The organism is Pantoea wallisii (assembly GCF_002095485.1).
In the GTDB taxonomy this organism is placed as follows: Bacteria; Pseudomonadota; Gammaproteobacteria; order Enterobacterales; family Enterobacteriaceae; genus Pantoea; species Pantoea wallisii.
In genome coordinates, this window is record NZ_MLFS01000023.1 from 35,879 (window position 1) to 59,471 (window position 23,593).

The 23,593-nt window shown below is 55.6% G+C and carries 24 protein-coding genes and 1 pseudogene; 7 read left to right on the forward strand and 18 right to left on the reverse strand.

Features of this window, described 5'->3' with window-relative positions; genetic code table 11:
* Window positions 1-46: 46 nt before the first annotated feature.
* Both map and HA48_RS10320 read right to left on the reverse strand, forming a co-directional pair.
* Window positions 47-829: a type I methionyl aminopeptidase gene (gene map, locus HA48_RS10315; protein WP_425270667.1), complete on the reverse strand. Its 783-nt coding sequence runs from the start codon at window positions 827-829 to the stop codon at window positions 47-49.
* Window positions 829-1,071, reverse strand: coding sequence for a ParD-like family protein (locus tag HA48_RS10320; protein WP_128601230.1), 243 nt, complete (start codon window positions 1,069-1,071; stop codon window positions 829-831). Before HA48_RS10320 ends, map begins: the two co-directional genes overlap by 1 nt.
* Window positions 1,072-1,736: 665 nt before the next feature.
* Between HA48_RS10320 and HA48_RS22045 the strand changes: the two are divergent.
* A pseudogene (locus HA48_RS22045) lies at window positions 1,737-3,664 on the forward strand (methyl-accepting chemotaxis protein).
* A 125-nt stretch (window positions 3,665-3,789) separates the two neighbouring features.
* Here the strand turns inward: HA48_RS22045 and HA48_RS10330 are convergent.
* The gene (locus tag HA48_RS10330; RefSeq protein WP_128601233.1) at window positions 3,790-4,023 is read right to left on the reverse strand and encodes a transcriptional regulator; all 234 of its coding nucleotides are present in this window, start codon (window positions 4,021-4,023) and stop codon (window positions 3,790-3,792) included.
* 497 nt (window positions 4,024-4,520) lie between these two features.
* Between HA48_RS10330 and HA48_RS10335 the strand changes: the two genes are divergently transcribed.
* Window positions 4,521-6,296, forward strand: a complete 1,776-nt coding sequence (locus HA48_RS10335; RefSeq protein ID WP_128601235.1) for an EAL domain-containing protein — start codon at window positions 4,521-4,523, stop codon at window positions 6,294-6,296.
* Between the two features lie 510 nt (window positions 6,297-6,806).
* On the opposite strand, the gene HA48_RS10340 is transcribed toward HA48_RS10335, so the two are convergent.
* The 5 genes from HA48_RS10340 to HA48_RS10360 form a co-directional block, all read right to left on the reverse strand.
* Window positions 6,807-7,034, reverse strand: a complete 228-nt coding sequence (locus HA48_RS10340; protein ID WP_128601238.1) for a YgdI/YgdR family lipoprotein — start codon at window positions 7,032-7,034, stop codon at window positions 6,807-6,809.
* Between the two features lie 22 nt (window positions 7,035-7,056).
* Window positions 7,057-7,284: a YgdI/YgdR family lipoprotein gene (locus HA48_RS10345; RefSeq protein ID WP_128601239.1), complete on the reverse strand. Its 228-nt coding sequence runs from the start codon at window positions 7,282-7,284 to the stop codon at window positions 7,057-7,059.
* A 282-nt stretch (window positions 7,285-7,566) separates the two neighbouring features.
* Window positions 7,567-7,815: a biofilm development regulator YmgB/AriR family protein gene (locus HA48_RS10350; RefSeq protein ID WP_128601240.1), complete on the reverse strand. Its 249-nt coding sequence runs from the start codon at window positions 7,813-7,815 to the stop codon at window positions 7,567-7,569.
* Window positions 7,816-7,893: 78 nt separating this feature from the next.
* Window positions 7,894-8,097: a hypothetical protein gene (locus tag HA48_RS10355; protein ID WP_128601241.1), complete on the reverse strand. Its 204-nt coding sequence runs from the start codon at window positions 8,095-8,097 to the stop codon at window positions 7,894-7,896.
* A gap of 139 nt (window positions 8,098-8,236) precedes the next feature.
* Window positions 8,237-8,854: a TetR/AcrR family transcriptional regulator gene (locus HA48_RS10360; RefSeq protein WP_128601259.1), complete on the reverse strand. Its 618-nt coding sequence runs from the start codon at window positions 8,852-8,854 to the stop codon at window positions 8,237-8,239.
* Window positions 8,855-8,980: 126 nt separating this feature from the next.
* Between HA48_RS10360 and HA48_RS10365 the strand changes: the two genes are divergently transcribed.
* On the forward strand, window positions 8,981-9,637 hold the full coding sequence (locus tag HA48_RS10365; RefSeq protein WP_128601242.1) for an SDR family oxidoreductase: 657 nt from the start codon (window positions 8,981-8,983) through the stop codon (window positions 9,635-9,637).
* Window positions 9,638-9,652: 15 nt separating this feature from the next.
* On the opposite strand, the gene HA48_RS10370 is transcribed toward HA48_RS10365, so the two are convergent.
* A complete protein-coding gene (locus HA48_RS10370) occupies window positions 9,653-10,060 on the reverse strand; it encodes a MarR family winged helix-turn-helix transcriptional regulator (RefSeq protein WP_128601243.1) in 408 nt (135 codons plus the stop codon).
* Window positions 10,061-10,225: 165 nt separating this feature from the next.
* On the opposite strand from HA48_RS10370, the gene HA48_RS10375 reads away from it, so the two are divergent.
* Both HA48_RS10375 and HA48_RS22465 read left to right on the forward strand, forming a co-directional pair.
* Window positions 10,226-11,791: a chloride channel protein gene (locus tag HA48_RS10375; RefSeq protein ID WP_244182828.1), complete on the forward strand. Its 1,566-nt coding sequence runs from the start codon at window positions 10,226-10,228 to the stop codon at window positions 11,789-11,791.
* A complete protein-coding gene (locus HA48_RS22465) occupies window positions 11,779-11,919 on the forward strand; it encodes a hypothetical protein (RefSeq protein ID WP_128601245.1) in 141 nt (46 codons plus the stop codon). The genes HA48_RS10375 and HA48_RS22465 overlap by 13 nt, the downstream gene beginning before the upstream one ends.
* Window positions 11,920-11,994: 75 nt before the next feature.
* Here HA48_RS22465 and HA48_RS10385 read toward each other — a convergent pair whose 3' ends face one another.
* From HA48_RS10385 to HA48_RS10395, 3 genes are all read right to left on the reverse strand, one after another.
* Window positions 11,995-13,179 (reverse strand): MFS transporter, encoded by a 1,185-nt coding sequence (locus HA48_RS10385; protein ID WP_128601246.1) that lies wholly within the window; start codon window positions 13,177-13,179, stop codon window positions 11,995-11,997.
* A gap of 89 nt (window positions 13,180-13,268) precedes the next feature.
* Window positions 13,269-13,802 (reverse strand): TetR/AcrR family transcriptional regulator, encoded by a 534-nt coding sequence (locus HA48_RS10390; RefSeq protein ID WP_128601247.1) that lies wholly within the window; start codon window positions 13,800-13,802, stop codon window positions 13,269-13,271.
* 82 nt (window positions 13,803-13,884) lie between these two features.
* Complete coding sequence (locus tag HA48_RS10395) at window positions 13,885-15,525, reverse strand: methyl-accepting chemotaxis protein (protein ID WP_128601248.1); 1,641 nt, start codon at window positions 15,523-15,525, stop codon at window positions 13,885-13,887.
* Window positions 15,526-15,711: 186 nt separating this feature from the next.
* Here HA48_RS10395 and HA48_RS10400 point away from each other — a divergent pair, with 186 nt between their 5' ends.
* Complete coding sequence (locus tag HA48_RS10400) at window positions 15,712-16,056, forward strand: ArsR/SmtB family transcription factor (RefSeq protein ID WP_128601249.1); 345 nt, start codon at window positions 15,712-15,714, stop codon at window positions 16,054-16,056.
* A gap of 2 nt (window positions 16,057-16,058) precedes the next feature.
* On the opposite strand, the gene HA48_RS10405 is transcribed toward HA48_RS10400, so the two are convergent.
* Entirely contained in the window at window positions 16,059-17,249 is a 1,191-nt protein-coding gene (locus HA48_RS10405) for an MFS transporter (protein ID WP_128601250.1), read from the reverse strand.
* Window positions 17,250-17,478: 229 nt separating this feature from the next.
* On the opposite strand from HA48_RS10405, the gene HA48_RS10410 reads away from it, so the two are divergent.
* Window positions 17,479-18,012: a sterol desaturase family protein gene (locus tag HA48_RS10410; protein WP_128601251.1), complete on the forward strand. Its 534-nt coding sequence runs from the start codon at window positions 17,479-17,481 to the stop codon at window positions 18,010-18,012.
* Here the strand turns inward: HA48_RS10410 and crtB are convergent.
* The 5 genes from crtB to HA48_RS10435 all read right to left on the reverse strand — a co-directional run.
* On the reverse strand, window positions 17,951-18,880 hold the full coding sequence (gene crtB, locus HA48_RS10415; RefSeq protein ID WP_128601252.1) for a 15-cis-phytoene synthase CrtB: 930 nt from the start codon (window positions 18,878-18,880) through the stop codon (window positions 17,951-17,953). The genes HA48_RS10410 and crtB overlap by 62 nt on opposite strands.
* Window positions 18,877-20,358, reverse strand: a complete 1,482-nt coding sequence (locus HA48_RS10420) for a phytoene desaturase (RefSeq protein WP_128601253.1) — start codon at window positions 20,356-20,358, stop codon at window positions 18,877-18,879. Before HA48_RS10420 ends, crtB begins: the two co-directional genes overlap by 4 nt.
* Window positions 20,358-21,524: a lycopene beta-cyclase CrtY gene (crtY, locus tag HA48_RS10425; RefSeq protein WP_128601254.1), complete on the reverse strand. Its 1,167-nt coding sequence runs from the start codon at window positions 21,522-21,524 to the stop codon at window positions 20,358-20,360. The genes HA48_RS10420 and crtY overlap by 1 nt, the downstream gene beginning before the upstream one ends.
* The gene (locus HA48_RS10430) at window positions 21,524-22,798 is read right to left on the reverse strand and encodes a glycosyltransferase (protein WP_128601255.1); all 1,275 of its coding nucleotides are present in this window, start codon (window positions 22,796-22,798) and stop codon (window positions 21,524-21,526) included. The genes crtY and HA48_RS10430 overlap by 1 nt, the downstream gene beginning before the upstream one ends.
* 8 nt (window positions 22,799-22,806) lie before the next feature.
* The coding region (locus HA48_RS10435) for a polyprenyl synthetase family protein (RefSeq protein WP_167377146.1) at window positions 22,807-23,593 on the reverse strand (787 nt) is incomplete at its 5' end.

Sequence of the window (23,593 nt, forward strand, 5' to 3'; positions counted from 1 at the left end):
GCGGGTCGCCACGCTATAGCGTGATAAGGAGAGCACGCAGCATCCTTTATACCGGCGCGTACTCGCCGGTTCCTTCCGGCCACGGCGTTAACAGATCAAACCCCGTTTCCGTCACCGCAACCGTGTGCTCCCACTGCGCTGACAGAGAGCGATCTTTGGTCACCACGGTCCAGCCATCGGACAGGACGCTGGTCCCGGCTTTACCGGCGTTGATCATCGGTTCGATGGTAAAGATCATGCCGGCCTGCAGTGCCAGTCCCTGGCCGGGTGTGCCATAGTGCAGAATCTGCGGTTCGCCATGGTAAACCTCGCCCACGCCGTGGCCGCAATACTCCCGCACAACGGAAAATCCGGCGCCCTCTGCCACCTGCTGAATGGCCGCCCCGATATCACCCAGCGTTGCGCCAGGCTTCACCACCCGGATTCCGGCCAGCATTGACTCATAGGTGATATCGACCAGCCGTCTGGCGCGCACTGAGGGCTGACCCACGTAGTACATGCGGCTGGTGTCGCCGTACCAGCCATCCTTGATAATGCCGACATCAATATTGACGATATCGCCATCCTTCAACTTCTTCTCTCCGGGAATCCCGTGGCAAACCACATGGTTTACTGAGGTGCACACCGTGCGCGTGTAGCCGTGATAGCCGATATTGGCAGGGATCACCTTCAGCTCATTTACGATGTAATCGTGACAGATGCGATCCAGCTCATCGGTGGTGACGCCCGGTTTCACATAGGGCGTGATGATCTCCAACACTTTAGCGGCGGCATGGCCTGCCGCGCGCGCCAGTTCAATTTCTGCAGCGGTATGAAGTTTGATGCTCATTATGCGATTCCCTGCGGCATAAAAGATGGATGGTCAAGCAGCTGCGCCAGTTCTGCGCCGCCGTCGCGTTCAACACGCATGAGCAGGCGCGTCAATTGCTGATGGTTAAGATCCGGGTAGAGTTCGGCAAGCATACCGATTTTCATCCAGTGTTCGGCCTGCGCATTGATGGAGCGGCTCAGGGCCGTGCTCGCCACGCGCAGATTCTCATGCATCAGGTCAGATATTTTTACAATGCCCATAACGTTGCCTGTATATAAAACGTATGTGTTTTGTATATAGCTTACGACGAATCGCGTTTTTTGCAAGCGGGAATGCGTCAAGTGTTCAGTTCTGTTTACCGGACGCGTTAAGACCACGCGCTCTTCAGATGTCAGTGACTGCATAAATAAAGGGCGTACCCTTCCGGCTTTATCATCTTGCAGGATCGTGATGTATTAACCCTGCACGTAAAATAGCCACCAGACAGGTGATGACTAATAACTCGTTGGGGTTATTATCAGAATAAAATAACAGCAGAAAATAAAATAGCGGCCTTTATCGGCGCAGGGAATCAAAACTTTAGGAAATTATTATTTTGATAAATTATATCCACTGAAATCTGATGGCTTAACTTTTATTAGTTTTTTTATTAACGCATATGTTTGATTTATATGAATAAATTATTATTTGACTTAATTGCTATGGCAAGAAAATATCGTCAGTTTATCTCCTTCAAAATCACAAAAGGCAACCTATAATCCAGTTCAGCTAATATGCATTGCCCTTATTTCGTTACAGGAATTGCCTGAGTCATCCGCGCATTGCGCGGGCCCGGGGCGGGATTTTATCTGCTGAAATCACGCACCCGTTAATAATTCTAATATTCATCTGCAAGATTATAATTAATACACACCGGAAATGACGAATGAAAAAGATACTAAACAAAATCAATTTACCTGCAAAATTCATCTTACTGGGCTTATTTGCCCTGGCGCTGTTTATTTTTCCCACTTCCCTCTTCATCAAAAGCGGTAACCAGATGATTGACGCGAAAGAGGTTGAACTGAGCGGCATTCCCGTAGAGAAACAGATGCTCTCCTTGCTGAATCAGATACAGCGACATCGGGCTGAGAGCGCGATTGCGATTGCGCTGAATAAGCCGGACAACGCACCACGCCTGGCGCTGGTTGACTCGATTGCGGTGCTACAGAACGTGATTCGCGATGAGTTGCGTAAAAACGATGCACAGGCTCAGCCACTGGTGCGTCTGGATAAAGTCTCTCGTGAGTGGCAATCCCTGCAGGATGATATCAACAACCGAAGCCTCTCGCTTGAAGAGAGCCTGAACCGGCATGCGTCGCTGATCCAGAACCTGCTTATGGCCAATCAGGATGTGCTGGACTTCTATGGATTGACCCTGGATAACGACCTGAATACTTACCAGCTCATCGTTAGCATATTCAACCGTCTGCCGCTATTAACGGAAACGCTGGGCAGATCCGGGCGCACGGCACTTCACTGATCGCGGAAGGGGACAAAGCATCAGAAGCTGCGGTGAGCCGCATGGGGTTTCGCATAGAGAATGGTCAGGTTGCACTTGATCAATTCAGCAGCAATATGGAAAAGGTCTTTTCGATTGAACCCTCATTAAAAGCGATTTTTTTAACCGCGGATGAGAGCGCTAACCAGCAGGCGATGGATGTGTTAGCGCTGGCCGAACGTATCTTCGTAAGTAAAAGCACCACCGTTAGCCCGACTGAATATGTGAAAGTGTTTACCAACGCGATTAATACCTATTCAGCGCTGGGAAATCAGAGTGCTGATAAGTTAACGGAGATGCTCTCTGCGCAGATCACCGCCCGCCGGCATGCGCAGTACAGTCTGCTGGCGGCACTACTGGTGCTGGTACTGGCTGCCGTTTGGGTCGCCACGTTGATTTCCCGCTCGGTGACGCGTCCGATTGAAGAGGCGGTCAATGCGGCAGAGAGCGTGGCAGCCGGTAACCTGGCCACAGTTATCAGGGTGGAGGGCTCAAATGAGACGGCAAACTTACTTAAAGCCCTTAAACAGATGCAGGATCGTCTTGCGCATCTCGTCTCAGGCATCAAAGAGAATGCGCTGACTATCGCCTCCTCTTCGCAGGAGATAGCGAAAGGAAACGATAATCTCTCCGCCCGCACCGAAGAGCAGGCCGCTTCTCTGGCAGAAACTGCAGCAAGCATGGAGCAGATGGCCTCCATCATCAGTCAAAACGCAGACAACACTCAGCACGCTTCAACCATGGCGGATGCTGCCACCGCGGCCTCCATGTTAAGTGGTAAAGCGATGGATGCTGTACTGGAGACCATGGATAAAATTCGCGGCAGCTCCGCCAGAATTGAAGATATCACCAGCGTGATTGACAGCATTGCCTTCCAGACCAATATTCTGGCGCTAAATGCGGCCGTTGAAGCGGCACGGGCTGGCGAGTCGGGCAAAGGATTTGCCGTTGTCGCGTCTGAAGTTCGTTCCCTGGCCCAGCGCTCTGCTTCTGCAGCCAAAGAGATCAAAGAGCTGATTGCCCAATCCGTTGAGCATGCAGAAGAGGGCATTACTCAGGCGAAAAATGCCGGTGATAAGGTGAAGCAGAGCGTCGAGGCCATCGGCCAAACGTCGCAGCTGATTCACGATATCTCATCATCTTCTAAAGAGCAGAGTAGCGGGATCACGCAAATCAACATTGCGGTCAATCAGATGGATCAGGTGACGCAGCAGAATGCCACGCTTGTTGAGGAGTCAGCCTCATCTGCCGGCGATCTGGCTCAGAGAGCGGCCTCCCTGCGTGATATGGTGGCGCTCTTCAGAACGGTGTAAGAGGGGCGCTAACGAAAGTGTGTGCTTGCGTGAGTTTATCAGGATGATCGTTGCCGGGACGATATGGCCCGGCAAAAGCGCGGCGCCTTTAAGGGTAATGATAAAGGTGTAACTGCCGATAGTGATTAAGCTCCCGGAGTGAGGCGCATATAAGGATGTTTCCCTGCCAGCAGTAACAGGAACTCATACTCTCCCTGGCTAAGCGGCGAGGGTTTGGTGAGAGACTCTTTCATCTGCCAGACGCGAAGACTGAGATCGAAGCGCTCAGCTGCGTGAGACTGTGTCATGCCCGTTGCGATGCGTAAGTCACGCACATCGGCCTGCACTGGCACGATATGCAAAAGGTGTTTATGGCTCATATTATTTTCTCTTTATGCTGCCGTTGCGGCTTCAGCCTGTCACGGACAGTGTCAGGGAGGTAGATGCTGACTGCATCAACCCCCGGTGTCGTTGCGGCATCTCATTGCGACGACCATGTACGGATAAACGATTGAGAACGTTTATCCGTAAGTGAAAAGTAAAGCTCCCTGGTGTTGGAGTAGCTCAGTAAATAGTAACATGGGTAATAATAATGTTGCTCGCTATCATATAGCGCGCTATTGTTTTACAGAGCTGAGTTTGGCAGGGTCTGACTGAAAATGAAACGACTGGTTGATGAAATAATTCTCCCGGAATGATAGGTCGAATTAATCAAATTAAATCAATATGACAATAAGGCCCGGCAGGCCTATGCTTCACGTTCAAAATAATTAATTAATTGTTTTTACCGCTTGCTGAAATAGCAGCGTTGAGCCCCCGAATATTTTCAATTCTTTCACGTTAAACGCTCTGTGACACGGTCCGGCGCGGAGGACCTATGCTTATAAATCTTACCGGCGACCACGAGCGCCGGGAACGTGCGCTGCAGGCGTTGCGCGATCCTGATGAGAGCCGCGACGATGTGCTACTGAAGTTTGTCCGGCTTACCAGCCAGGCACTGGGCATCCCCGGCTGCTTTATCTCGGTGCTGGACGAGGAATTTCAGTATATTCGGGCGGCGCGCAATTTCTCCCTGACGCACTCCATGCGTGAAGATTCCCTCTGTCGCCATGTAGTGGACGGTGAAGCCGCAATGGTGGTGCCGGACACGTGGGTTGATGCGCGTTTTGTTACCCATCAGTTCGTGACCGGCGCACCCTATATTCGCTTTTACGCGGGTGTGCCGCTGAAAAATCGCGAAGGCGTCGTTCTGGGTACGCTTTGCGTAACTGACAGCGAAGCCCACTTTTTCAGCCCGGAGCAACTGACCACGCTTAAGCTGCTCTCTGAGCTGGTAATGTCATTCCTGGAGGCCTGGCACTCGGCGGGCTATACCGATCCCGTTACAGGCCTGCCGAACCGGCAGCGGCTGTTCCGCGATCTGCAATACCTTGCGGTAGCCGGTGATACCACGGCGCGCCGCCTGGTACTGATTGAGTGTATCGATCTGCCTCGTGCCTACGAACTGGCGCGCTCAATGGGCATGGGTCCGGTTGAAGGCCTGCTCAGGGATGTCTCCACGCTGTTACCCCTGCGTCTGCGGCTCTCTCCGGGCGAACTGCTTTATACCGTGGCGACCGGGCGCTTCGCGCTGCTGACCCGCGACGACAGCAAGTTAAGCGCTTCATGGATTGCCGGACGTATGGAGGGCATCAACGCTGAACTGGGCGAAGGTTTATCCGTCGGGCTTAACATTCATACAGGTCAGGCTGATTTTGTGGCGGGAGCCTTCTCCGCACCGGAGATATTGCGCCGGGCGGTGAGCGCGCTGCATGAAGCGGTAGGGCGCGGGGTGCCCTCTATCGCCTATAGTGGCATGCAGGATGTGATGCACACGCGGGATTTTACGCTGATGCATGAACTCTCTGCGGCGCTGCGTGAAGAGGGCGGCCTGTATCTGGTGTATCAGCCCAAATTATGCCTGAAAACCGGGTTGCCTGTGGGGCTTGAAGCGCTCATCCGCTGGCGGCATCCGGTGCTGGGTGAGTTATCCCCGTCGGCCTTTATACCGCTGGCGGAGCAGACTGAACTGCTGCATACCCTGACGGAATGGGTAATTGATCGAACCTTGCTGCGCCTGGCCCGATTGCGGAACAGCGAAATACAACTGCCGGTGACGGTAAACGTCAGTCCGCGTGATTTTGCCCGTGAAGGTTTTGCAGAGAGGCTGGAGAAGCGCGTGTTGCAGAAAAACCTCTCTGCCGCACTGCTGGGGATTGAGTGTCTGGAAACGGAACGCATCGTGGAGAGCGCAGCGGCAATGCGCGGCCTGGAGCAGCTGAAACAGCGCGGCTTCGGCATTTCACTGGATGATTTTGGCACCGGCTACAGCAACATCAGTTACCTGCGGCGTATGCCACTGGATGTGATCAAACTGGATCGTTCACTGATCAATGAACTCTCAACCGATGTCGCGTCACGCATTATTGCCCGCAGCATTATCAGCATGCTGAAAGAGCTGGACTATACGGTACTGGCCGAGGGCGTGGAGAATGCAGAAACGGTTGAGGCGTTAACAGAGTATGGCTGTGACCAGGCGCAGGGTTATTTTTATGCTAAACCCATGGACGATGAAAAACTTGATGACTGGCTCCGCTGGAAATTGCGTGCTTAAAAAAAGCCCCCGAACGGGGGCAATAAGGAGTTACTTATCTCCGTGTGTAGTTGGATTTCGACACAGAGAAACTTAACTATATAAGATGCTGTGAGATTAGCAGGATAAGCCTGCGTTTTTTTTAGTTAAATTACTTATTTTTAGTCAGCTAACCTTTCTGAAATTAATCAAATTCAATAAGTTAATAAGCATGAAATCGATTACTAAGAAAATGCTGAAATACAATATCCAGTCATCGGGTGGTTATTATGAACCAGGCATTATTTTTTGCGCCCTCAAAGAGGGTGAGGGCTTTTGCATGAAATAGTATCCTGCAGAGAAGCAAGGCCATAGCGGGTTATCGCCGGATAGCGAATGTAACGCTTTATCGATAAAGCATTAACTTTATGATTTTAATTGAGTTTATGTCTTGATGCGGGTGTCTGAAATCGGCAGAAAAAGATTGTGCCTGACAGGAAGATTGCAACGAGGAGTCATTAAGCCCGCAGTGCGGGCTTATTAAACGGAAGATTAATGAGGTATTTCTGATACTTCTTTAACGTCCGACTTATTAATCTGCTGCTTCACACCGTTGGCATCGATATAACCCAACAGACCGGTTTCAGCTTCCTGAGGTTTGCCATCGCTGACAATCGTGCGTCCATCGTTAGTATGAATCGCGTAGCTGGTACGGGTACATCCGGTTAATGCGCTCAGTGCCACCAGGGCTGCTAACGGAATTAAAATAACCTTCTTCATTGTACTCTCCTTGATTGATGGATCAGTTATTTAGTTCACTCATATTGGTGATCTGATCACGGTTGATCTGCTCGGTTTTGCCGGTTTGCGCATCTTTATACGAAACCAAACCCGTATCGCTATCAACCTGTGGTTTACCGTCGGTCACAATCGTGCGCCCATCGGAAGTTTTGATCGCCTGGTTAGAAGAGCAGCCGGTAACGGCGAAAAGTGAGGTGAGTAATAATGCTGCGACAGTCATCTTCTTCATGATTTTTTCCCTGATTTGTCTTGATACCAGAGATAAGCATAGAACATATTTTGCAGCCTGGTCTGACCTTAGCTCTTTTAATCAAAGCATTTTCGATTCTGGTATCGTCAGTCAGTAAATAGGTGTGTGCAGCGCGGTTGTCAGATCAGCGGTATGCATCTTGAGGATGGTTATCAATTAACCGAATGCTGCGCAGCGATAAAAGGAATAAGCCGGTGTGGCTAAGAAGAGAGCAAAATGCGGCACAAGCGCGCCGTTGCAGTTAATGTGCAACGGCGGGGATCATGAATCCTGACGCCCCAGCAGCAGCGGGAAAATATTCTCATAATGCTGTTTCATCAGCAGGTCTTCACAATTATCCAGCCGGGCTAACAGCGCAATACATAATGTTTTGCGACTAAGCGTTTTACCTGACGCCAGAATCTCCTGCACCAGGTTGCCCAGGGTCTCATGCTCCTGCGCCTGTAATGACGCCGCTATGTTGTTATCAACGCAACGGGCATTGTTTTGTAAGGGGTCATATTGCTTCATATTTACTCTGCTACTGTCAGGGTTAATTTTGGCAGCAACCCGTGATTACAGATGTCTGCATAAGATATTTCTGAGCCTTTAATTCAATTTTTTGGCCAGCAGCTGTATCGCTTTTTCGCACACCTGCTGTATTTCAGGATTACTGGCACGCAGACCGGCCCGATAAAGTGCGCCAATAATTTCCTGGAGGGAGAGATCCTCACCTGGTTTTAAAATTTGGGTAATCACTTCACCCAACAGAACATATATTTCATCCGCACCTTCAACGCCATCTTTCTTCACTCAACCTCCGGCGCCACTCTGTATTTGTATTCTATCTTATTGATATTTATAGGTATTATGCTTTTTATTCCACGTATTTGAAGGATTAAACATTATGCACTCAATTAGGAAATGGATATTTCCTAATAGGCCAAATGAATTAATCCAGGATGCTGAGCACCATATTAATGGTTTCCTCGCCATTAGTCACATCCTGAATTTTACCGACAACGCGCATGCCAAATGCCACGCACAATAACAGGCCGGCAGCCGTATCAGGATTGAGGCGCGAAGAGATTGAACCGTCCTCTTGCCCTTGCTGAATCAGGGAGGTTAAAAAGTTGCGATTACGCATAACGGCTTCGCGCACTAATCGCGAAAGCTCTTCATCCAGCGTTTGCAGTTCAACGGTACTGCCAACCACCAGGCAACCGCGGCGGCCTTCAATTTCGCTGGCAGAGTCCAGGTAAAACTGAAGTAATTCAGCAATACGCTCGCGGCCGGTAGGGTAGTGTTGCAGGCGCGCGCGTAAGTCAGTATTCCGCAGCAGGATATAGCGTTCAAATACCCGTAAAAAGAGTGAGCGCTTATCCTGAAAGGCTTTATAAATACTGCCGGCTGTCAGGTTCATCGCTGCGCCTAAATCATTAATCGAAGCGGCATGAAAACCTTTCTGACGAAACACGATCATTGCGTTATCAAGCGCATCATCAATATCAAAGTTACGCGGACGACCGCGCTCTTTTGGCTGTTTAGCCGTGTTCGGATTATTTGTCATCAGCAGCATATAGTTGAGTAACCATTTCCAAATTATCCGGATTACAGCCGGCAGGGTCAATGCCAGCCGCGTCGGCTATAGTTAATCCCTTTATGACTGACTATGTACACCAGGGGAGAACACGCTATGAGTAACGTATTTATTATTGGTGGCGCAGGAAAAATTGGCCGCCGTTTGGCAAAAACTCTCGTCTCGGATGGACACACTGCGCGTCCGCTCTATCGCCAGCCGCAGCAGGAAGCCGAACTCCGTCAAACAGGCGCCAGCCCGGTGGAAGGCGATTTAGTCTCCCTTGATAGCCAGGCGCTGGCTGCGCTGATGCAGGGCAGCGATACGGTGGTTTTCACTGCCGGCGCGGGGGGAAAAGGCGGCGAAGCGATGACCAACGCGATTGATGGTGAAGGCGCAGTGAAAGCGATCGCCGCTGCCCGGCAGGCCGGTATTCACCGCTTTGTCATGGTCTCTGCTTTCCCGGAGGCGGGGCGCGGTAAGAATCTTTCAGATACTTTCGAAAATTACATGCGGGTAAAGAAAATGGCGGATGTCGCGCTGGCCAGTAGTCCACTGGATTGGGTGATTCTGCGGCCCGCCACGCTGACAGACGAAGCAGGCAGCGGCAGTGTTTACGCCGGGCTGGCTATTCCGTATGGCAACGTCACCCGTGACGATGTTGCCGCCGCGCTGGCCGCTATCATCAACCAGCCAGCCGTTTCGCGTGTGATCATTGAGCTCACGGAAGGCGAAACGCCGGTTGATCAGGCGATTGCGCAGTTCGCGCGCTAAAGCCCGCCATAACACTCAACAAAACTGGTTGATCATCTGCAGCAGTAGCGGCTTGAGATTGCCAAGCTCTTCAAGATGCGCCAGTGACAGCGACTCCAGTACGCTCTCCGCTTCCGCCGTGAGGCGGAGAAACGTTTTACGCTGATCGCGCTTATCCTGCTCACGTATAATCAGTCCCGCCTCCTCTAACCGGCTAAGTAACCCTGAAGCGCTATGCGGTTTAAGCATCATCCGCTCTGCGACATATCCCACGGTTGCCCTACCTAACTCCGTACCGCGGATAGTCAGTAGCGCCTGATGCTGTTGCGGTGTCAGGCCCATACTGCGTGCCTGATTTTCGCTAAAAGCCATAAATTCACGCAGTGTGGCACGGAAATCGGCCAGCAGGGCGTAATCGGCATCGCTCATATGCGGTTGTGACATGTTGTAAACCTTTCAATGTTGAATTTATATCGTAATGCGATGTAAATTGCGCGTTTCACAGATGTAACGAGGAAACACACTATGCGGGATCACTTCTCCGCTTCCCCGCTTCGGCCAAAACTTGCTGACCATACGGTAACAAAGCGCGTGATTATACTCGCGCTCATGAGCACGCTTATAGGCACTGGCGGCGCAATCGGGGCCATTGTGTTATTGCGGCTGATTGCGCTGATGACCAACCTGTTCTGGTATCAGCAATTCTCTTTTGCCGAACAGTCGATGCCGGGTGATGCCGGGACGCTGCATACGCTGGCTGCGCCGGTATTGGGGAGTCTGATCATCGGCATGATGGCACGTTTCGGCTCAGAAAAAATTCGCGGGCACGGCATCCCGGAAGCCATCGAAGCGATTTTATATAGCGAGAGCCGGATGTCACCTAAAGTGGCGCTGCTTAAACCGCTCTCTTCGGCGGTTTCAATTGGTAGCGGCGGCCCATTTGGTGCGGAAGGACCGATTATTATGACCGGCGGGGCGATCGGTTCGCTGTTTGCTCAGCTGTTTCATCTCAGCGCCGCAGAGCGCAAGACGCTGCTGGTGGCAGGCGCGGCAGCGGGAATGACGGCTATTTTCAACGCGCCAATAGCCGCCGTGCTGCTGGCGTTGGAGGTTCTCCTGTTCGAATGGAAGCCGCGTAGCCTCATTCCGGTGGTAACGGCTACCGTAGTCTCCTGGTGCTGGCGTAACGCATTACTGGGTGCAACCGCTATCTTCCCGTTCAGTCTGACGACGCCTCTGCAACCCGGACATATTATCGCGGCGGTGGCGCTGGGCGTCGTAACCGGCGTGATGGCCGTGATGCTGTCCAAAAGTCTCTATCGGATTGAAGAGCTGTTTCATCAGCTGCCGGTGCACTGGATGTGGTGGCCCGCGCTCGGCTCGCTGATTGTCGGGGCTGGCGCGCTTATTGAACCGCGCGTGCTGGGGGCGGGGTATGCCAGCATTCAGAGTCTGCTGGATGGCTCGCTGGCGTTCAGAGTAATCTGCTCGCTGCTGCTGGTGAAAAGCCTGGTGTGGCTGGTTTCACTGGGTTCGGGCACGTCTGGCGGCGTGGTTGCGCCGCTGCTGATTATTGGCGGTGCTACCGGCGCGATACTGGCTCACTGGCTGCCAGGTTATGGCGGAATGCTGGTGATGGCCGGCATGGCCGGGACGCTCAGCGGCGCGATGCGTGCACCGCTGACCGGTACTCTGTTTGCGGTCGAGGTCACCGGGCATTTCGATCTGCTGCCCATGGCACTGGGTGCAGCCGTGGCCTCTTATGCGGTGAGCGTGCTGCTGATGCCACGGTCCATTTTTACGGAGCGCCTGGCGCGGCGCGGTCACCATATCGTGCAGGAGTACGCCACTGATACGCTGGAAACCACAAAGGCGCAGCAAATTATGTCAGCGGCGCCTGCGACGTTACCGGCCTCGATGTTGCTTAGCGACGTGGCCGATGTGATGATGGATTTAACCGCTCATCACCACTATCCGGTAGTGGATGCGCAGGGCGTATTTCTGGCGGTAGTGTCGCGTAAAGATGTTATTCACTGGCAGCTGCAAGCGCGCGCAACGGATATCACCCTGCAACAGTTAATAGGCGATGAGCGTGGTCTGAGTGCCATCCCGATACCCTGTGCAGTGAGATTGCCGACTACATCTTTAGTGAAGAGGCAAGTATGGTGGTGGTGACGAACGCAGAGAGCGGCAAGGTTGCCGGGGTGATTACCCGCCACGATATCTTCCGCGTGCGTTACCTGGCCCATCGGGCAGAGAGCGTTAAAACCCGACATTTACTGCTGCGCAGAGCTGATCGGTAACCGGATAAAAACTGGCTGTCCCGCAGGACGGCCAGCTTTATCCGCGATCTCAGGCGTGCAGAACAGTGCAGACAGCTAAGCGTTCGCAGATTTCTGCCTGCCCGCTGAACCGGCGCACAGCAGCGCCAGCAGTACCATAATAAATACCGGCAGCATCGCCATACGCAGACCGGCATGTTCACCGATAAAGCCCAGCGCGGGCGGGCCCACCAGAAAGGCCATATAGCCCAGCGTAGCGGCGATAGTGACACGTACCGCGCTGTTGTTGCCGTCGCCGGCGGCAGAGACGGTCAGCGGGAAACCCAGTGAGGCACCGATGCCCCAGAACAACACTGCGGCAGCAGCCAGCCAGGCATTATCAGAGAAGATCACCATGGCCAGGCCCAGCGCAGCTGAAAACGCGCTGGCGCGAAGCACCCGAACGCGACCAAGGCGATCAACCACATAGCCACCCAGAAAACGTCCCAGCGTCATGCCCGCAGTAAAGCCCGCATATACCAGCGTACTCTGCGTAGGATTCAGGTTATGACCATCGATCATCAGTAAAGGCAACCAGTCATTGGCTGAGCCTTCCGCCAGCGCCATCGCCAGAATCACCACGCCAAGAATCAGCAGCTGGCGATCGCGTAGTTCACGCCCAACCTGAGACAAGAAACCGCCCTGATGATCCTGCTCGCTGCGCTCACTGTCGCTGGTGGCAGGCAGGTGGCGCAGGGCGGTCAGTGCTATCAACAGGTTAACCACCAGCACGGCGGAAAAATGCCAGCTGATGCTGATATTGGCAGCGGTCATCGCCAGGCCTGAGAGCGCACCAATCAGCGTACCGAAGCTGAAAAAGCCGTGAATAGTCGTCATGATTGAGCGGCTGATACGGCGCTCAAACGCTGCGCCTTCCACGTTAATCACCACATCCATCAGTGCCGTGCCGCCGCCAAGCAGCACCAGGCTGGCAAATACGGCCCCGCTGCTGGCCAGCGTGAGTGCCCCGGCCATCACCAGCAGGCCACATAACAGCAGGGCGTAGCCATAGCGCATCACACGCTGGGTGCCAAACTGGGCGATCAGTTTGCCCGCCAGCAGCACACCCAGCATCGACCCGCAGGAGAAACCAAACAGGATCATGCCCATCATCTCCGTAGAAGCATGCAACACATCGCGCATAAACGGTGTGCGGCTGACCCACGAAGCCCAGGTAAAACCGGGAATAAACATCAGGCCATATATCGCCCATTTACTCCGCTGCTGTTGCTGAAGATCCATAGCAATCCTTGTTTGTCGTACAGGTGTACGAGATGATAGTACAAAAATCTTCCGCCACCCAACAGTTCATTTTTACTCTTGGGGATTGATTAATCGGCAGCGATTTTCTGCACGGCGTTCAGTACTGAAGTGCGGCTGACAGGCGTGTCATTCAGAAGATTATGGATGGTAAACCCTTCTATCAGGGCGTCCAGCGCGCAGGCGGTTTCAGGCGAAAAACAGAGCTGTAAAGATTCGCGGCTGCGCGCCATCCACTGCTGGAGCAGGGCCCGAAACGGCGCTTTACGTGCAGCAAGCGAGTAGAGTTCAAAACTCAGTACCAGATGGCGCTGGCTTACCCAGATATCCCCGCAGATTAAATCAACCACCGCTTCGCAGGCGCTGGCGAGATCGTTCACGCTTTGCATACGGAGACGGAAAGCGTGGGCAATATTATCCACCATATAGCTGAACGCAGCCATCAGCAGGCGATCGGTTTGCGGGAAGTGATAGGTGAGTGTGCCGGGTGAGAGCGCCGCCTGTTCTGCTACGCGGCGATAGGTGGTGCCGCGCACGCCCTGGTTGATAATCACCGTCAGCGTGGCTTCCAGTATGGCAGTTTTGATGTCGCGCGTGTCGCTCATTATCCCTCCGGCAGAAGCGCAAAGGGTAACGCGTTAAGCGGCAGAAAGCACCTCCGCATGCGGAATGCGGAGGTGAAGCCAATCAGAAACTTTGCCAGTCAGCACTGTTCGCCACGGCCAGACGCGCCGGCTTCGCTGGTTCTGCTGGCGTTGCAGCAGGTCGCATGGGCTGATGCGCCACACCCTCCAGCACAAATTTACCGACCAGTTGGTTGAGGTTCTGGGCCTGCTCCTGCAGGGACTGCGAGGCCGCTGACGCCTCTTCAACCAGCGCGGCGTTCTGCTGGGTAACATCATCCATCTGATTAACCGCCTGCTGCACCTGCGTAATGCCCTGGCTCTGCTCGACGGCGGCGGCGGCAATTTCACTCATCAGCTCACTCACCTGATGAATGGCCTCGTTCATCTCATTCATGTTGCGACTCACATCGCTGGCCTGCGTTGCACCGGCTTCGGTCAGGCGGTGTGCCTCCTCAATCAGCGCTTTGATCTCCCGAGCAGCAGAAGTAGAGCGCTGCGACAGGCTACGCACTTCACCGGCCACCACGGCAAAGCCTTTACCGTGCTCGCCCGCACGTGCGGCTTCTACCGCTGCGTTAAGTGCCAGAATATTAGTCTGGAACGCGATGCCTTCAATCATCGATACAATCTCGGTCACTTTACGCGAACTGCCGCGAATATCATCCATCGTGGAGAGCATGGTGCCCAGCGAACCGCCGCTTTTCTCCGATAACGCACTGGCATTGGCTGCCAGCTGGCTCGCCTGTCGGGTGTTATCCGCGGTCTGGCGCACCGTTTCACCCAGCTCGGTCATGCTGGCGGCCGTTTGCTCCAGCGAGGCCGCCTGCTGTTCAGTACGTGAAGAGAGATCCTCGTTACCGGCGTAAATCTGTAGCGATGCGCTGCTGACCGATTGCGATGCGTTACGCACGGAGGCGAGTGAATTTGCCACGCTACGCATTAAAAGGTTGAAAGCGTGCGCCATTTTTCCAACCTCATCGCGACGGTCCTCATCCGCTGTTAGCGTCAGGTCCAGATTTTCGCTGGCGCGCATCATCACGTCACCCACCGCAGAGAGGCTGCGGCGAATCCGCAATACGGTAAACAGCGCGAACAGGCCCAAAATAATTACCGTAGCCGCCACGCCAGCGATGGTGGTCAGTAACACATTGTGGAAGGTGCTGCGGTTGGTGGCGCGCAGTTCATCACCAATCGCAATGTTCAGCGCCAGCTGCTTCTGGTAACTGCTGATAAGCTGACGAATCACCGCGCCGATACCCGCTTGCCCCTCAATCAGCTCGAGCGTGGTGGCACTCTGATGACTGCGTGAAGCCGTGAGAAAGGCGGGCAGGGCAGCCGATATCTGTTGAATATTTTCCAGCGCGACGTGGGTAAGACGCTCATCTTCCGCATTGGAGATATCATGTGCCATGTAGTAATCCGTTAGTGTCTTCAGGCCGGCGATCTGTTGATTGATCGCCGTCTCTACGGCCGGCATTCCGCTGTCCTGCAGTTGACTCTGATGCTTATAGAGCGTCAGCGCCAGCTGGTTACTCTGGTCAATCAGTTTACCCAGATCCTTGATGGAGGGAATGGCGTTAGCCTGCACGTATTCAAAGCGGTCCTGAAAGCCGGCAAGCAGCGAGATCGCCAGTACGGCCTGCAGGATGATGGCCGCAAAAAGCATGGAGAAGTTCAGGAACAGACGTTGGGAGATGTTCATCTTATTATCCTTAATCTAAAAGCAATCCGACACGCAGCGCATCGGAAAAAGAGGCAGATGAAGGAATATCGGCACTTTGAGGGTTTTAGTTAGCAGAATGTTGAATAAAGCGGGGCTGCGAGCCACGCGCTGTACATCCGGAAAGGGCTCACGGATAATTCATCTTTTAAGCGACTGAGGCAGCCTATGCTGGAGAACCACCCACAGCGAGCAGCGATTCGGCTGGAACAGGTACTTACCGCACTGGGTAATCCGCTGCGCATGGCGGTGATCGCGGTGCTTGCCGACGGCGGTGAACATCCCTGCGGATCACTGGTAAAAGGGGTGTCGAAATCAACGCTGACTCACCACTGGCGCGTGCTGCGCGACAGCGGTGTCATCTGGCAGAAACCATCCGGCCGGGAGAACCTGCTGTCGCTGCGGCGCGACGATCTTGAGGCACGTTTTCCCGGATTACTCGGAGCGTTACTCAACGCGACCGCGCAGGATGCGTTAACCTGCGCTGCCGTGCAGGCGTTCCGGCCAGATTAATATCAAATGTGGCGCGCCCGCCCCGCCAGCGTCGCCATAACCATCTGCACGGTGGTCACCAGCAGAAGCATGATAAGCGGCAGCTGCCAGTTACCGCTGGCATCATGCAGCATGCCAAAGCAGAGCGGCCCCAGGGCTGCCAGTCCATACCCGACGCACTGTGCCATACCGGAGAGCTTCGACGCCTGATGATGATCCTGCGTGCGCAGATTAAACAGTGACAGGCTAATCAGCAGCGATGCGCCCGCGCCCAGCCCGGCCAGAATCAGCCACAGCAGCGACCACGACGGCGCCAGCAGTAGTCCGGCAACGGCGATGAAGATCGAGAGCGAGGCGAGAAAACCCATCAGACGTTGGTCGGCCATCCGCTTCAGCGCGCTCATACAAGCAAGGTTAGAGGCAATCGCGACGATCTGATAAACGAACAGCATGCCGCCCGCTTCCAGCTGGCTAATGCCGTTATCCTGTGCGAACGGGGTAAACCAGCCGATCAGGGTATAAAACAGCAGCGACTGGCAGGCCATAAACAGTGAGACCTGCCACCCCAGCGCCGAACCCCACGGTGAGCGTGCAGGCTGGCGGGAAGAGGAGGTATGTGCCTGCTCCTGCGGTTTTTTCAAGTGGGGCAGCCAAGCCAGCAGGGCGACCAGCGCCGGTATCACCCAGACCGCCAGCGACAGGCGCCAGCCCGCACGGCTGATCTCCGCCAGCGGCACGGCGACACCTGATGCGATACTGGCGGAGATCCCCATGGTCATGGCGTACAGCCCGATATAGCGTGCGGTATGGGCGGTGTAGTCCCGTTTAATCAGGGGCGGCAACAGCACGTTTGCTGCGGCGATGCCGGCGCTGAGAATCAGAGTGCCGACCCATAAGGCTGCCTCGCTGCCGCTGATGCGCAGCAGTGATCCAAGGGTGATCAGCAGCAGGGAGCCCCACAAGCTGCGCTCCAGGCCGAAGCGGTTGCCCGACCAGGCCGCAGGCGGTGCCAGCGTGGCAAACATCAGCAGCGGTAAAAAATTGAGCACGCCAGCGGCACTGGCGCTAAGACCAAACGCCAGACGGATATTCTCCAGCACCGGGCCAGTCGCCGTAACAGGAGTGCGCAGGTTCGCTGCGGTCAACAGCAGTAAAAACAGGAAAAAACCTGACTGACGGACAGCCGGGTGGTGTGCTAAAGCAGTACGGGGCATATTGTCGCACCATAGAGATAAGGCAGAGTGTTTCTGCATATGGTGCGTTGATTGACGTTAACGCGTACGCAGCGGAGAGGCCCGCTGAAGAGGCGCTATACTAGCGAGCGGCTAACGTGATGTAAAGTATCGACATGTGCGGTAAAACAGCGAAATGCGGCTGCGCGACTTGCGCCATCTCCCTTCCGCGTCCACCTTTAATGTTCCTCTGATGGCAAATGGACGATCAATGCTCTGGTTATGGAATACGCTCATCCTGCTGGCGACCGTGTTGTTAATGGAAATCATTGCGGCGCTGTCGCACAAGTACATCATGCATGGCTGGGGATGGGGCTGGCACCTGTCGCATCATGAACCGCACGACAGCAAATTTGAACTTAACGATCTCTATGCGGTGGTCTTTGCGCTGCTCTCGATTGGCCTGATCTATGCGGGCGTCAACGGCATATGGCCACTGCAGTGGATAGGCGCGGGCATGACAACCTACGGCGCGCTCTACTTTATGGTACATGATGGTCTGGTGCATCAGCGCTGGCCGTTTCGTTATATCCCGCGTAAGGGCTATCTGAAACGACTCTACATGGCGCACCGGATGCATCACGCTGTGCGCGGGCGGGAAGGGTGCGTCTCCTTTGGTTTTCTCTACGCCCCGCCGCTGCATAAGCTCCAGGCGACGCTGCGCGAGCGCCACGGGCGTAAACCTAACGCGGGCGCTGCCACAGCCCCACCGGACGCGCCTGGGGACGAGAAACGCGCGAAGTAAGCGCCATGCCGGCGCCTTTTACCAGCAGCGCCAGCTTCTCTCCCTTGCTGGTGCGTTGACGCGCATCCCACGCCCGTGGGCCTGCATGCTGCACTTTCACGCCAATCTCACGGTAAACGCCGCGCGCGGTGGCAATCGCCCAGGCGGAGCGGAGCGGCAGATCCGGCAGGCCGCTACGCGCCGATTGGTAATAGGGTTCTGCTTCGCTAACCAGCCGCGCCGCCAGCGGTGCCAGTGCAGCGCGATGCTGCGGGTCGGCCAACTGCTCGCTGCGCAAGCCGGCCTTATCCAGCCAGCTACGCGGCAGATAGCAGCGCCCATTCTCAGCGTCCTCAACGATGTCACGGGCAATATTAGTCAGCTGAAACGCCAGACCTAAATCACAGGCGTGATCGAGTATGGCTTCGTCGCGCACGCCCATGACTCGCGCCATCATTAAGCCCACGACGCCCGCCACGTGATAGCAGTAGCGCAGCGTATCATCGAAACTGTTGTAGCGTTCGTCGCGCGTATCCATGGCAAAGCCCTCCAGATGATCAAACGCCAGCTGCTGGGGCAGATGGTGCGTTAAGGCCACTTCCTGAAATGCGCGAAAGGCGGGCTCATCCATATGGGCGCCGCTGTAGGCGCGGCGGGTTTCAATTTGCAGATGTAGCATGCGCGCCTGCGCATCAGCAACCTGATGTTGCGTGCCGCCTTCGCCCAGCGTTTGACCATCAATCACATCATCACAGTGGCGGCACCAGGCATAAAGCATCAGCGTGCTGCGGCGCGTGGGCGGATCAAACAGTTTGGCGGCGGTGGCGAAGCTCTTTGAGCCCAGCGCCATGGTTTGGGTGACCTGCTCAATCAGCGGCGGCTGGTTCATCCGGCGAGATCCTCCAGCATCAGCTGTGCGGTGGCTTTCGCCGAGCCAATTACGCCGGGCACGCCCGCGCCGGGGTGGGTACCCGCGCCGACGAGGTAGAGATTGCGGATATCGGCATCGCGATTGTGCGGCCGGAACCAGGCGCTTTGCGTCAAAATGGGCTCAAGCGAAAACGCGGAGCCCTGATGCGCATGCAGCGTGTCGCGGAAATCAAACGGCGTAAACATTTTGTGGGTAACCAGTTGCTGTCGCAGGCCCGGCATATAGTGCTCCTCCAGATAAGCAAAAATGCGATCGCGTAAACGCGGTCCTTCCTGATGCCAGTCAATCGCTGCCGTGCCCAGATGCGGCACGGGCGCCAGGACATAAAAACTGCCACACCCTGCGGGTGCCAGCGAAGGATCGCTGCTGCAGGGGGCGTGCAGATAAAGCGAGAAGTCGTCAGCCAGTTGATCGCTATTAAAAATTTCATCAATCAGCTCACGATAGCGCGGCCCAAAGCACACGGTATGGTGTGCCAGCTGCGTATGGGGCTGATTCAGGCCGAAATAGAGCACAAACAGCGAGTTGCTCATGCGTTTACGCTTCAGCGAGGCGGCCCGCTTGCGGGCAGCCGGATGCGCAGGCAGCAGGCGATCGTAGGTGTGCACCACATCTGCATTGGAGGCCACGGCGGCCGCGTCAAACCGGCGGCCATCTTTCAGTTGTACGCCGCTAATGCGATTGTTTTGCGTCTCCAACTGGCTCACTTCCGCGTTCAGCAACAGCTCGCCTCCGAGATCGCGGAACAGCTGAGCCATCCCTTCCACCAGCGCGCCCGTACCACCGCGCGGGAACCATACTCCCCATTCGCGCTCCAGCGCATGGATTAAGGTATAGATCGAAGACGTTGCAAAAGGATTACCGCCAACCAGCAGCGAGTGAAAAGAGAAGGCCTGACGCAAGTGATCGTCCTGAATAAACTTCGCTACCATGCTATAGACGCTGCGCCAGGCCTGTAAGCGGCCAAGCTGCGGGCCGGCACGTACCATGTCGCGGAAATTGAGGAACGGCACCGTACCGAGCTTCAGATAGCCCTCTTTGAACACATCCTGTGAATAGGCCAGAAACTGACGATACCCGGCCACATCCTGCGGGTTAAAGCGGGCAATTTGCTGCTCCAGCCGGGCCTGATCGTTGTCGTAATCGAGCCGCGCGCCATCTTCCCAGCACAGGCGATAGAACGGCGTGACGGGCATCAGGTCAACATAATCGCTGAGCTTACGGCCTGCGGCGGTAAACAGCGCTTCAATCGCGCTGGGATCGGTGATGACCGTCGGACCGGCATCAAAGGTAAAGCCCTGATCCTTCCAGGCGTAAGCGCGGCCACCGGGTTTATCACGCTGCTCCAGCAGGGTGGTTGGAATGCCCGCGGTCTGCAGGCGGATCGCCAGCGCCAGGCCGCCAAAGCCCGCGCCAATCACATAAGTGCGTTTCATTATTTCTTCCCTGGTATCGGTGAGGTCTGCAACAGTGCGCGTACCGCTTCGCCAACGGGCACCGGCGGTTTGCCACACAGAATGCGTGCTTTATCACGAAGCTGAAGCTGCCCGGCATAGAAGCGGCTGATGAGTCCGGCATCGAGCCGGTAAAAGCGCTGCATCACGCGCCAGCGGTTTTCAGGCCGTCCGGCGAGAAACAGCATTCGGTTGAGCAGACGGAAAAAGCGCTGCTCACGCCAGTGCTGGCGGGCAAACGTCTCAATGCGCTGACTGAGGTGTGCGGCATCCGCCGGCAGATCACGGGCGATAATCTCAGCAAGCGCCACGGCTGCGGGGAGTGAATAACCGGTAGTGGCGTGGAATAAGCCTGCACGCAGGCCGCTGCAGGGTTGACCACGCTGCTGCTGCCAGAAGCGATCGATATCGCCGCTGAGGGTGATCGGCAGCGAGCCGCGCTCCTCACGCAGAAGCTCAAGCGGTGTCCAGCCGTGCTGCTGCGCATACTCAGTAATATTGCGCCGTGCCTGCGCCTCATCCAGCGCTGACTGATTAATGTAGTGAGTGTCTTCGATCAACAGGCGATCGGCGCTGAGCGGCAGCGTATAGACAAACCGGTAGCCGGCCTGCTGATCAACAGTGGCATCCATCAGAATCGGCTGCTGTAAACCATGCGGTTGTGCCAGCTGCCACTCTTGTCCGACAAATGCCTGATAGCCCAGCCGCAAATGCGGGACAGCCTGCAGACCGCGACCATCAATGACCGCACGAGCCGTCAGCACCTGACCATCAGCCAGCGTCACAGAGCCCGGCGCGACCACGCTGACCGGCGTCGCGGTGCGCAGATCGTCGCCCAGCACGGTACAGAGATGACGGGCAAACGCCTCTGAGGCGATCGAGCAGTACTCACCGGTTACATTGCGCCGCAGGTCCGGAAAGCGCACCTGATAACCCGGCCAGCGTGCTGAGATACAGGGCTCCAGCCAGCGAAACTGCGCAGCAGTGAGATCGTCACGATGAAAAGACCAGGTATGGTTGCCTGCCGGATGCGTCTGGCTCTCCAGCAGCAGAATGCGTAGCTGCGGCTGTAACTGGCGCAAACGCAGGGCTATTAACCCATTTGCCAGGCCCGCGCCTACCAGAATCAGGTCATACTGTTCACGCATCAGGTTGCCTCCGCCAGCACAACTTGTTGTTGGCACAGTGCCTGCTCAACGATATCCGCTGCCCGCGCGCTGCCGCCGGCGCGCTGTAGCTGAGCCTGCATGGCTGACATGCGCAGCCGATAACGTGAGTCATTGAGTAAGTGTTGCAGATGACGCTCCAGAACCTTAACGCGACTAAAACGCGAAGCGCGGCGGCCAATGCCGTGCCATTCGATACGGGCGGCGACACCGGGCTGGTCAAACGCGATGGGCAGCGCCAGCATCGGCGTGCCGCACGCAAGTGACTCCAGCGCGCTGTTCAGACCTGCGTGGGTGATGAACACCTGCGCATGCTGCAGCGCCGCACGCTGATCGACAAAATCCGTAACCCAGGCAGCCCCGGCCAGCTCCAGCTGACGCACCTGCCGGGTATTTAATCCACCGCAATGGGCAACCACCAGCGACAGGCCCTGATTACGGCAGGCCTGCGCCAGGCGCATAAACAGGCGGAAACGGCGGCCCTGCAGTGTACCCAGCGAGGCATACACCACCGGCTGGCGCAGGCCAGGCCAGGGGGCGGGCAGTTCGCCGGCGGGGCTCTCTGTTCGCAGGGGCACCGAATGGAAGCAGGCGGGTAAGTGGTGGCGCGGAAAATCAAAGGCGGGTACCAGTTGACTGATCTGCGCCAGCGGCGACAGACACTGATGCAGACCATGGCGCGTTGTCAGTCCGAAGGCGCGCGCATGATGCGCAATCACCTCGCCGTGACGACGCATAAGCCGGTCATATATATCGCTGCTGGCCTGGAAACGCTTCAGGTCTTTCTCATTCTGCCCAAAGCGGAACGACATCACAGCCAATGGGATGCCGACTTCACGGTTAACCGGCAGGGCGCAGGCTACCGAGACAAACGGTAAGCCCAGCGCTTCGGCCACTAAACCTCCTGCGGCTTCCATTTGATCGGCAATCACGCCATCAACGTTGAGCGCAGTTAATACCTTTGGTAACTCGCGGCACAGCATATCGGTTGCAGACGCCAGATCGCGAATCACCCGAAACAGCGATAAGCCGCCGGGTGCGGCGAGGCGCTGCAGCGCTGCCGCCAGCGAGCCTGCCGGGTGTGTTTGCTCTCCCACCACAACAAAATTGATCCGCTCATCACTCAGCAACGTGCGCGCATCTGCCTGTTGAATAAAGGTGATGTGATGTCCGCGCGCCAGCAACGCCTGCGCCAGTGCCTGCAGCGCCTGAAAGTGGCTGTAAAGCGGTGGCGCGATAACGGCAAAATGCCCCACAGGCGCGGTCAGCTGAACATCGCCAGCTGTTGATTAAACAGGGCGTGCATATAGTGACGGGTGGCTACGCCACGATGACAGGCGTCAGCCAGATGGGCGTCAGCGCTGCGTAAATGGTCGCGCAGGCGGCGCTCGGCGCCCTCTACACCCAGCATCTGCACCAGGGTAGATTTACCTTTATCCTGATGCACATCTTTGCCGGTGTGTTTACAACCGTCGATAAGATCATCAAGCAGCTGAAAAGCCTGGCCGAGCTCCTGAGCAAAATAACTGAGCTTTTGCCGCATCAGCGGCGAGGCATCGGCCGCAATCGCCGCCATCTGCAGCGTGGCGCGAAACAGCACGCTGGTTTTCAACTCGTTAGTGAGGGCGATCGCATCCGGGCTACGGTTTTGCGCCCCTTCGTGCAGATCCTGAAACTGACCCTGTACCAGGCCCTGCAGCCCTACAGCGGATGAGAGTTCAGCAATCGCTTCAGATTTTTGCAGTGCCGCTAAACCGGGTGCGATGGCAATCACTTCAAAAGCGCGACTGAGCAGCGCGATAGCGGCCAGAATTGCCACGTCTTCGCCAAACTCACGATGTACCGTTGGGCGACCGCGCCGCATCTGCGCATTATCCATTGAGGGCATATCATCGAGTATCAGTGAAGCGGCATGAACCATCTCAACCGCACAGGCGAGATCAAGCACCGCGCGCTGCTCTAAATTGCAGCCCATATCGCGTGCGGCCAGCACCAGCAACAGCGGACGAATACGTTTACCCGGTGCCAGCGTGCCCGCACGCATGGCGGCG

Bases quoted from the DNA above. Each gene is read 5' to 3' on its own strand.
- HA48_RS10330 (WP_128601233.1), bottom strand. From the start codon at position 4,023: ATGAGCCATAAACACCTTTTGCATATCGTGCCAGTGCAGGCCGATGTG.
- HA48_RS10420 (WP_128601253.1), bottom strand. From the start codon at position 20,358: ATGAAACGCACTTATGTGATTGGCGCGGGCTTTGGCGGCCTGGCGCTG.
- crtB (WP_128601252.1), bottom strand. From the start codon at position 18,880: ATGAACCAGCCGCCGCTGATTGAGCAGGTCACCCAAACCATGGCGCTG.
- HA48_RS10340 (WP_128601238.1), bottom strand. From the start codon at position 7,034: ATGAAGAAGGTTATTTTAATTCCGTTAGCAGCCCTGGTGGCACTGAGC.
- HA48_RS10320 (WP_128601230.1), bottom strand. From the start codon at position 1,071: ATGGGCATTGTAAAAATATCTGACCTGATGCATGAGAATCTGCGCGTG.
- HA48_RS22465 (WP_128601245.1), top strand. From the start codon at position 11,779: ATGGTGGTGGTGACGAACGCAGAGAGCGGCAAGGTTGCCGGGGTGATT.
- HA48_RS10350 (WP_128601240.1), bottom strand. From the start codon at position 7,815: ATGAAGCAATATGACCCCTTACAAAACAATGCCCGTTGCGTTGATAAC.
- HA48_RS10345 (WP_128601239.1), bottom strand. From the start codon at position 7,284: ATGAAGAAGATGACTGTCGCAGCATTATTACTCACCTCACTTTTCGCC.
- HA48_RS10390 (WP_128601247.1), bottom strand. From the start codon at position 13,802: ATGAGCGACACGCGCGACATCAAAACTGCCATACTGGAAGCCACGCTG.
- HA48_RS10410 (WP_128601251.1), top strand. From the start codon at position 17,479: ATGCTCTGGTTATGGAATACGCTCATCCTGCTGGCGACCGTGTTGTTA.
- map (WP_425270667.1), bottom strand. From the start codon at position 829: ATGAGCATCAAACTTCATACCGCTGCAGAAATTGAACTGGCGCGCGCG.
- HA48_RS10395 (WP_128601248.1), bottom strand. From the start codon at position 15,525: ATGAACATCTCCCAACGTCTGTTCCTGAACTTCTCCATGCTTTTTGCG.
- HA48_RS10385 (WP_128601246.1), bottom strand. From the start codon at position 13,179: ATGGATCTTCAGCAACAGCAGCGGAGTAAATGGGCGATATATGGCCTG.
- HA48_RS10335 (WP_128601235.1), top strand. From the start codon at position 4,521: ATGCTTATAAATCTTACCGGCGACCACGAGCGCCGGGAACGTGCGCTG.
- HA48_RS10360 (WP_128601259.1), bottom strand. From the start codon at position 8,854: ATGACAAATAATCCGAACACGGCTAAACAGCCAAAAGAGCGCGGTCGT.
- HA48_RS10400 (WP_128601249.1), top strand. From the start codon at position 15,712: ATGCTGGAGAACCACCCACAGCGAGCAGCGATTCGGCTGGAACAGGTA.
- crtY (WP_128601254.1), bottom strand. From the start codon at position 21,524: ATGCGTGAACAGTATGACCTGATTCTGGTAGGCGCGGGCCTGGCAAAT.
- HA48_RS10375 (WP_244182828.1), top strand. From the start codon at position 10,226: ATGAGCACGCTTATAGGCACTGGCGGCGCAATCGGGGCCATTGTGTTA.
- HA48_RS10365 (WP_128601242.1), top strand. From the start codon at position 8,981: ATGAGTAACGTATTTATTATTGGTGGCGCAGGAAAAATTGGCCGCCGT.
- HA48_RS10370 (WP_128601243.1), bottom strand. From the start codon at position 10,060: ATGTCACAACCGCATATGAGCGATGCCGATTACGCCCTGCTGGCCGAT.
- HA48_RS10405 (WP_128601250.1), bottom strand. From the start codon at position 17,249: ATGCCCCGTACTGCTTTAGCACACCACCCGGCTGTCCGTCAGTCAGGT.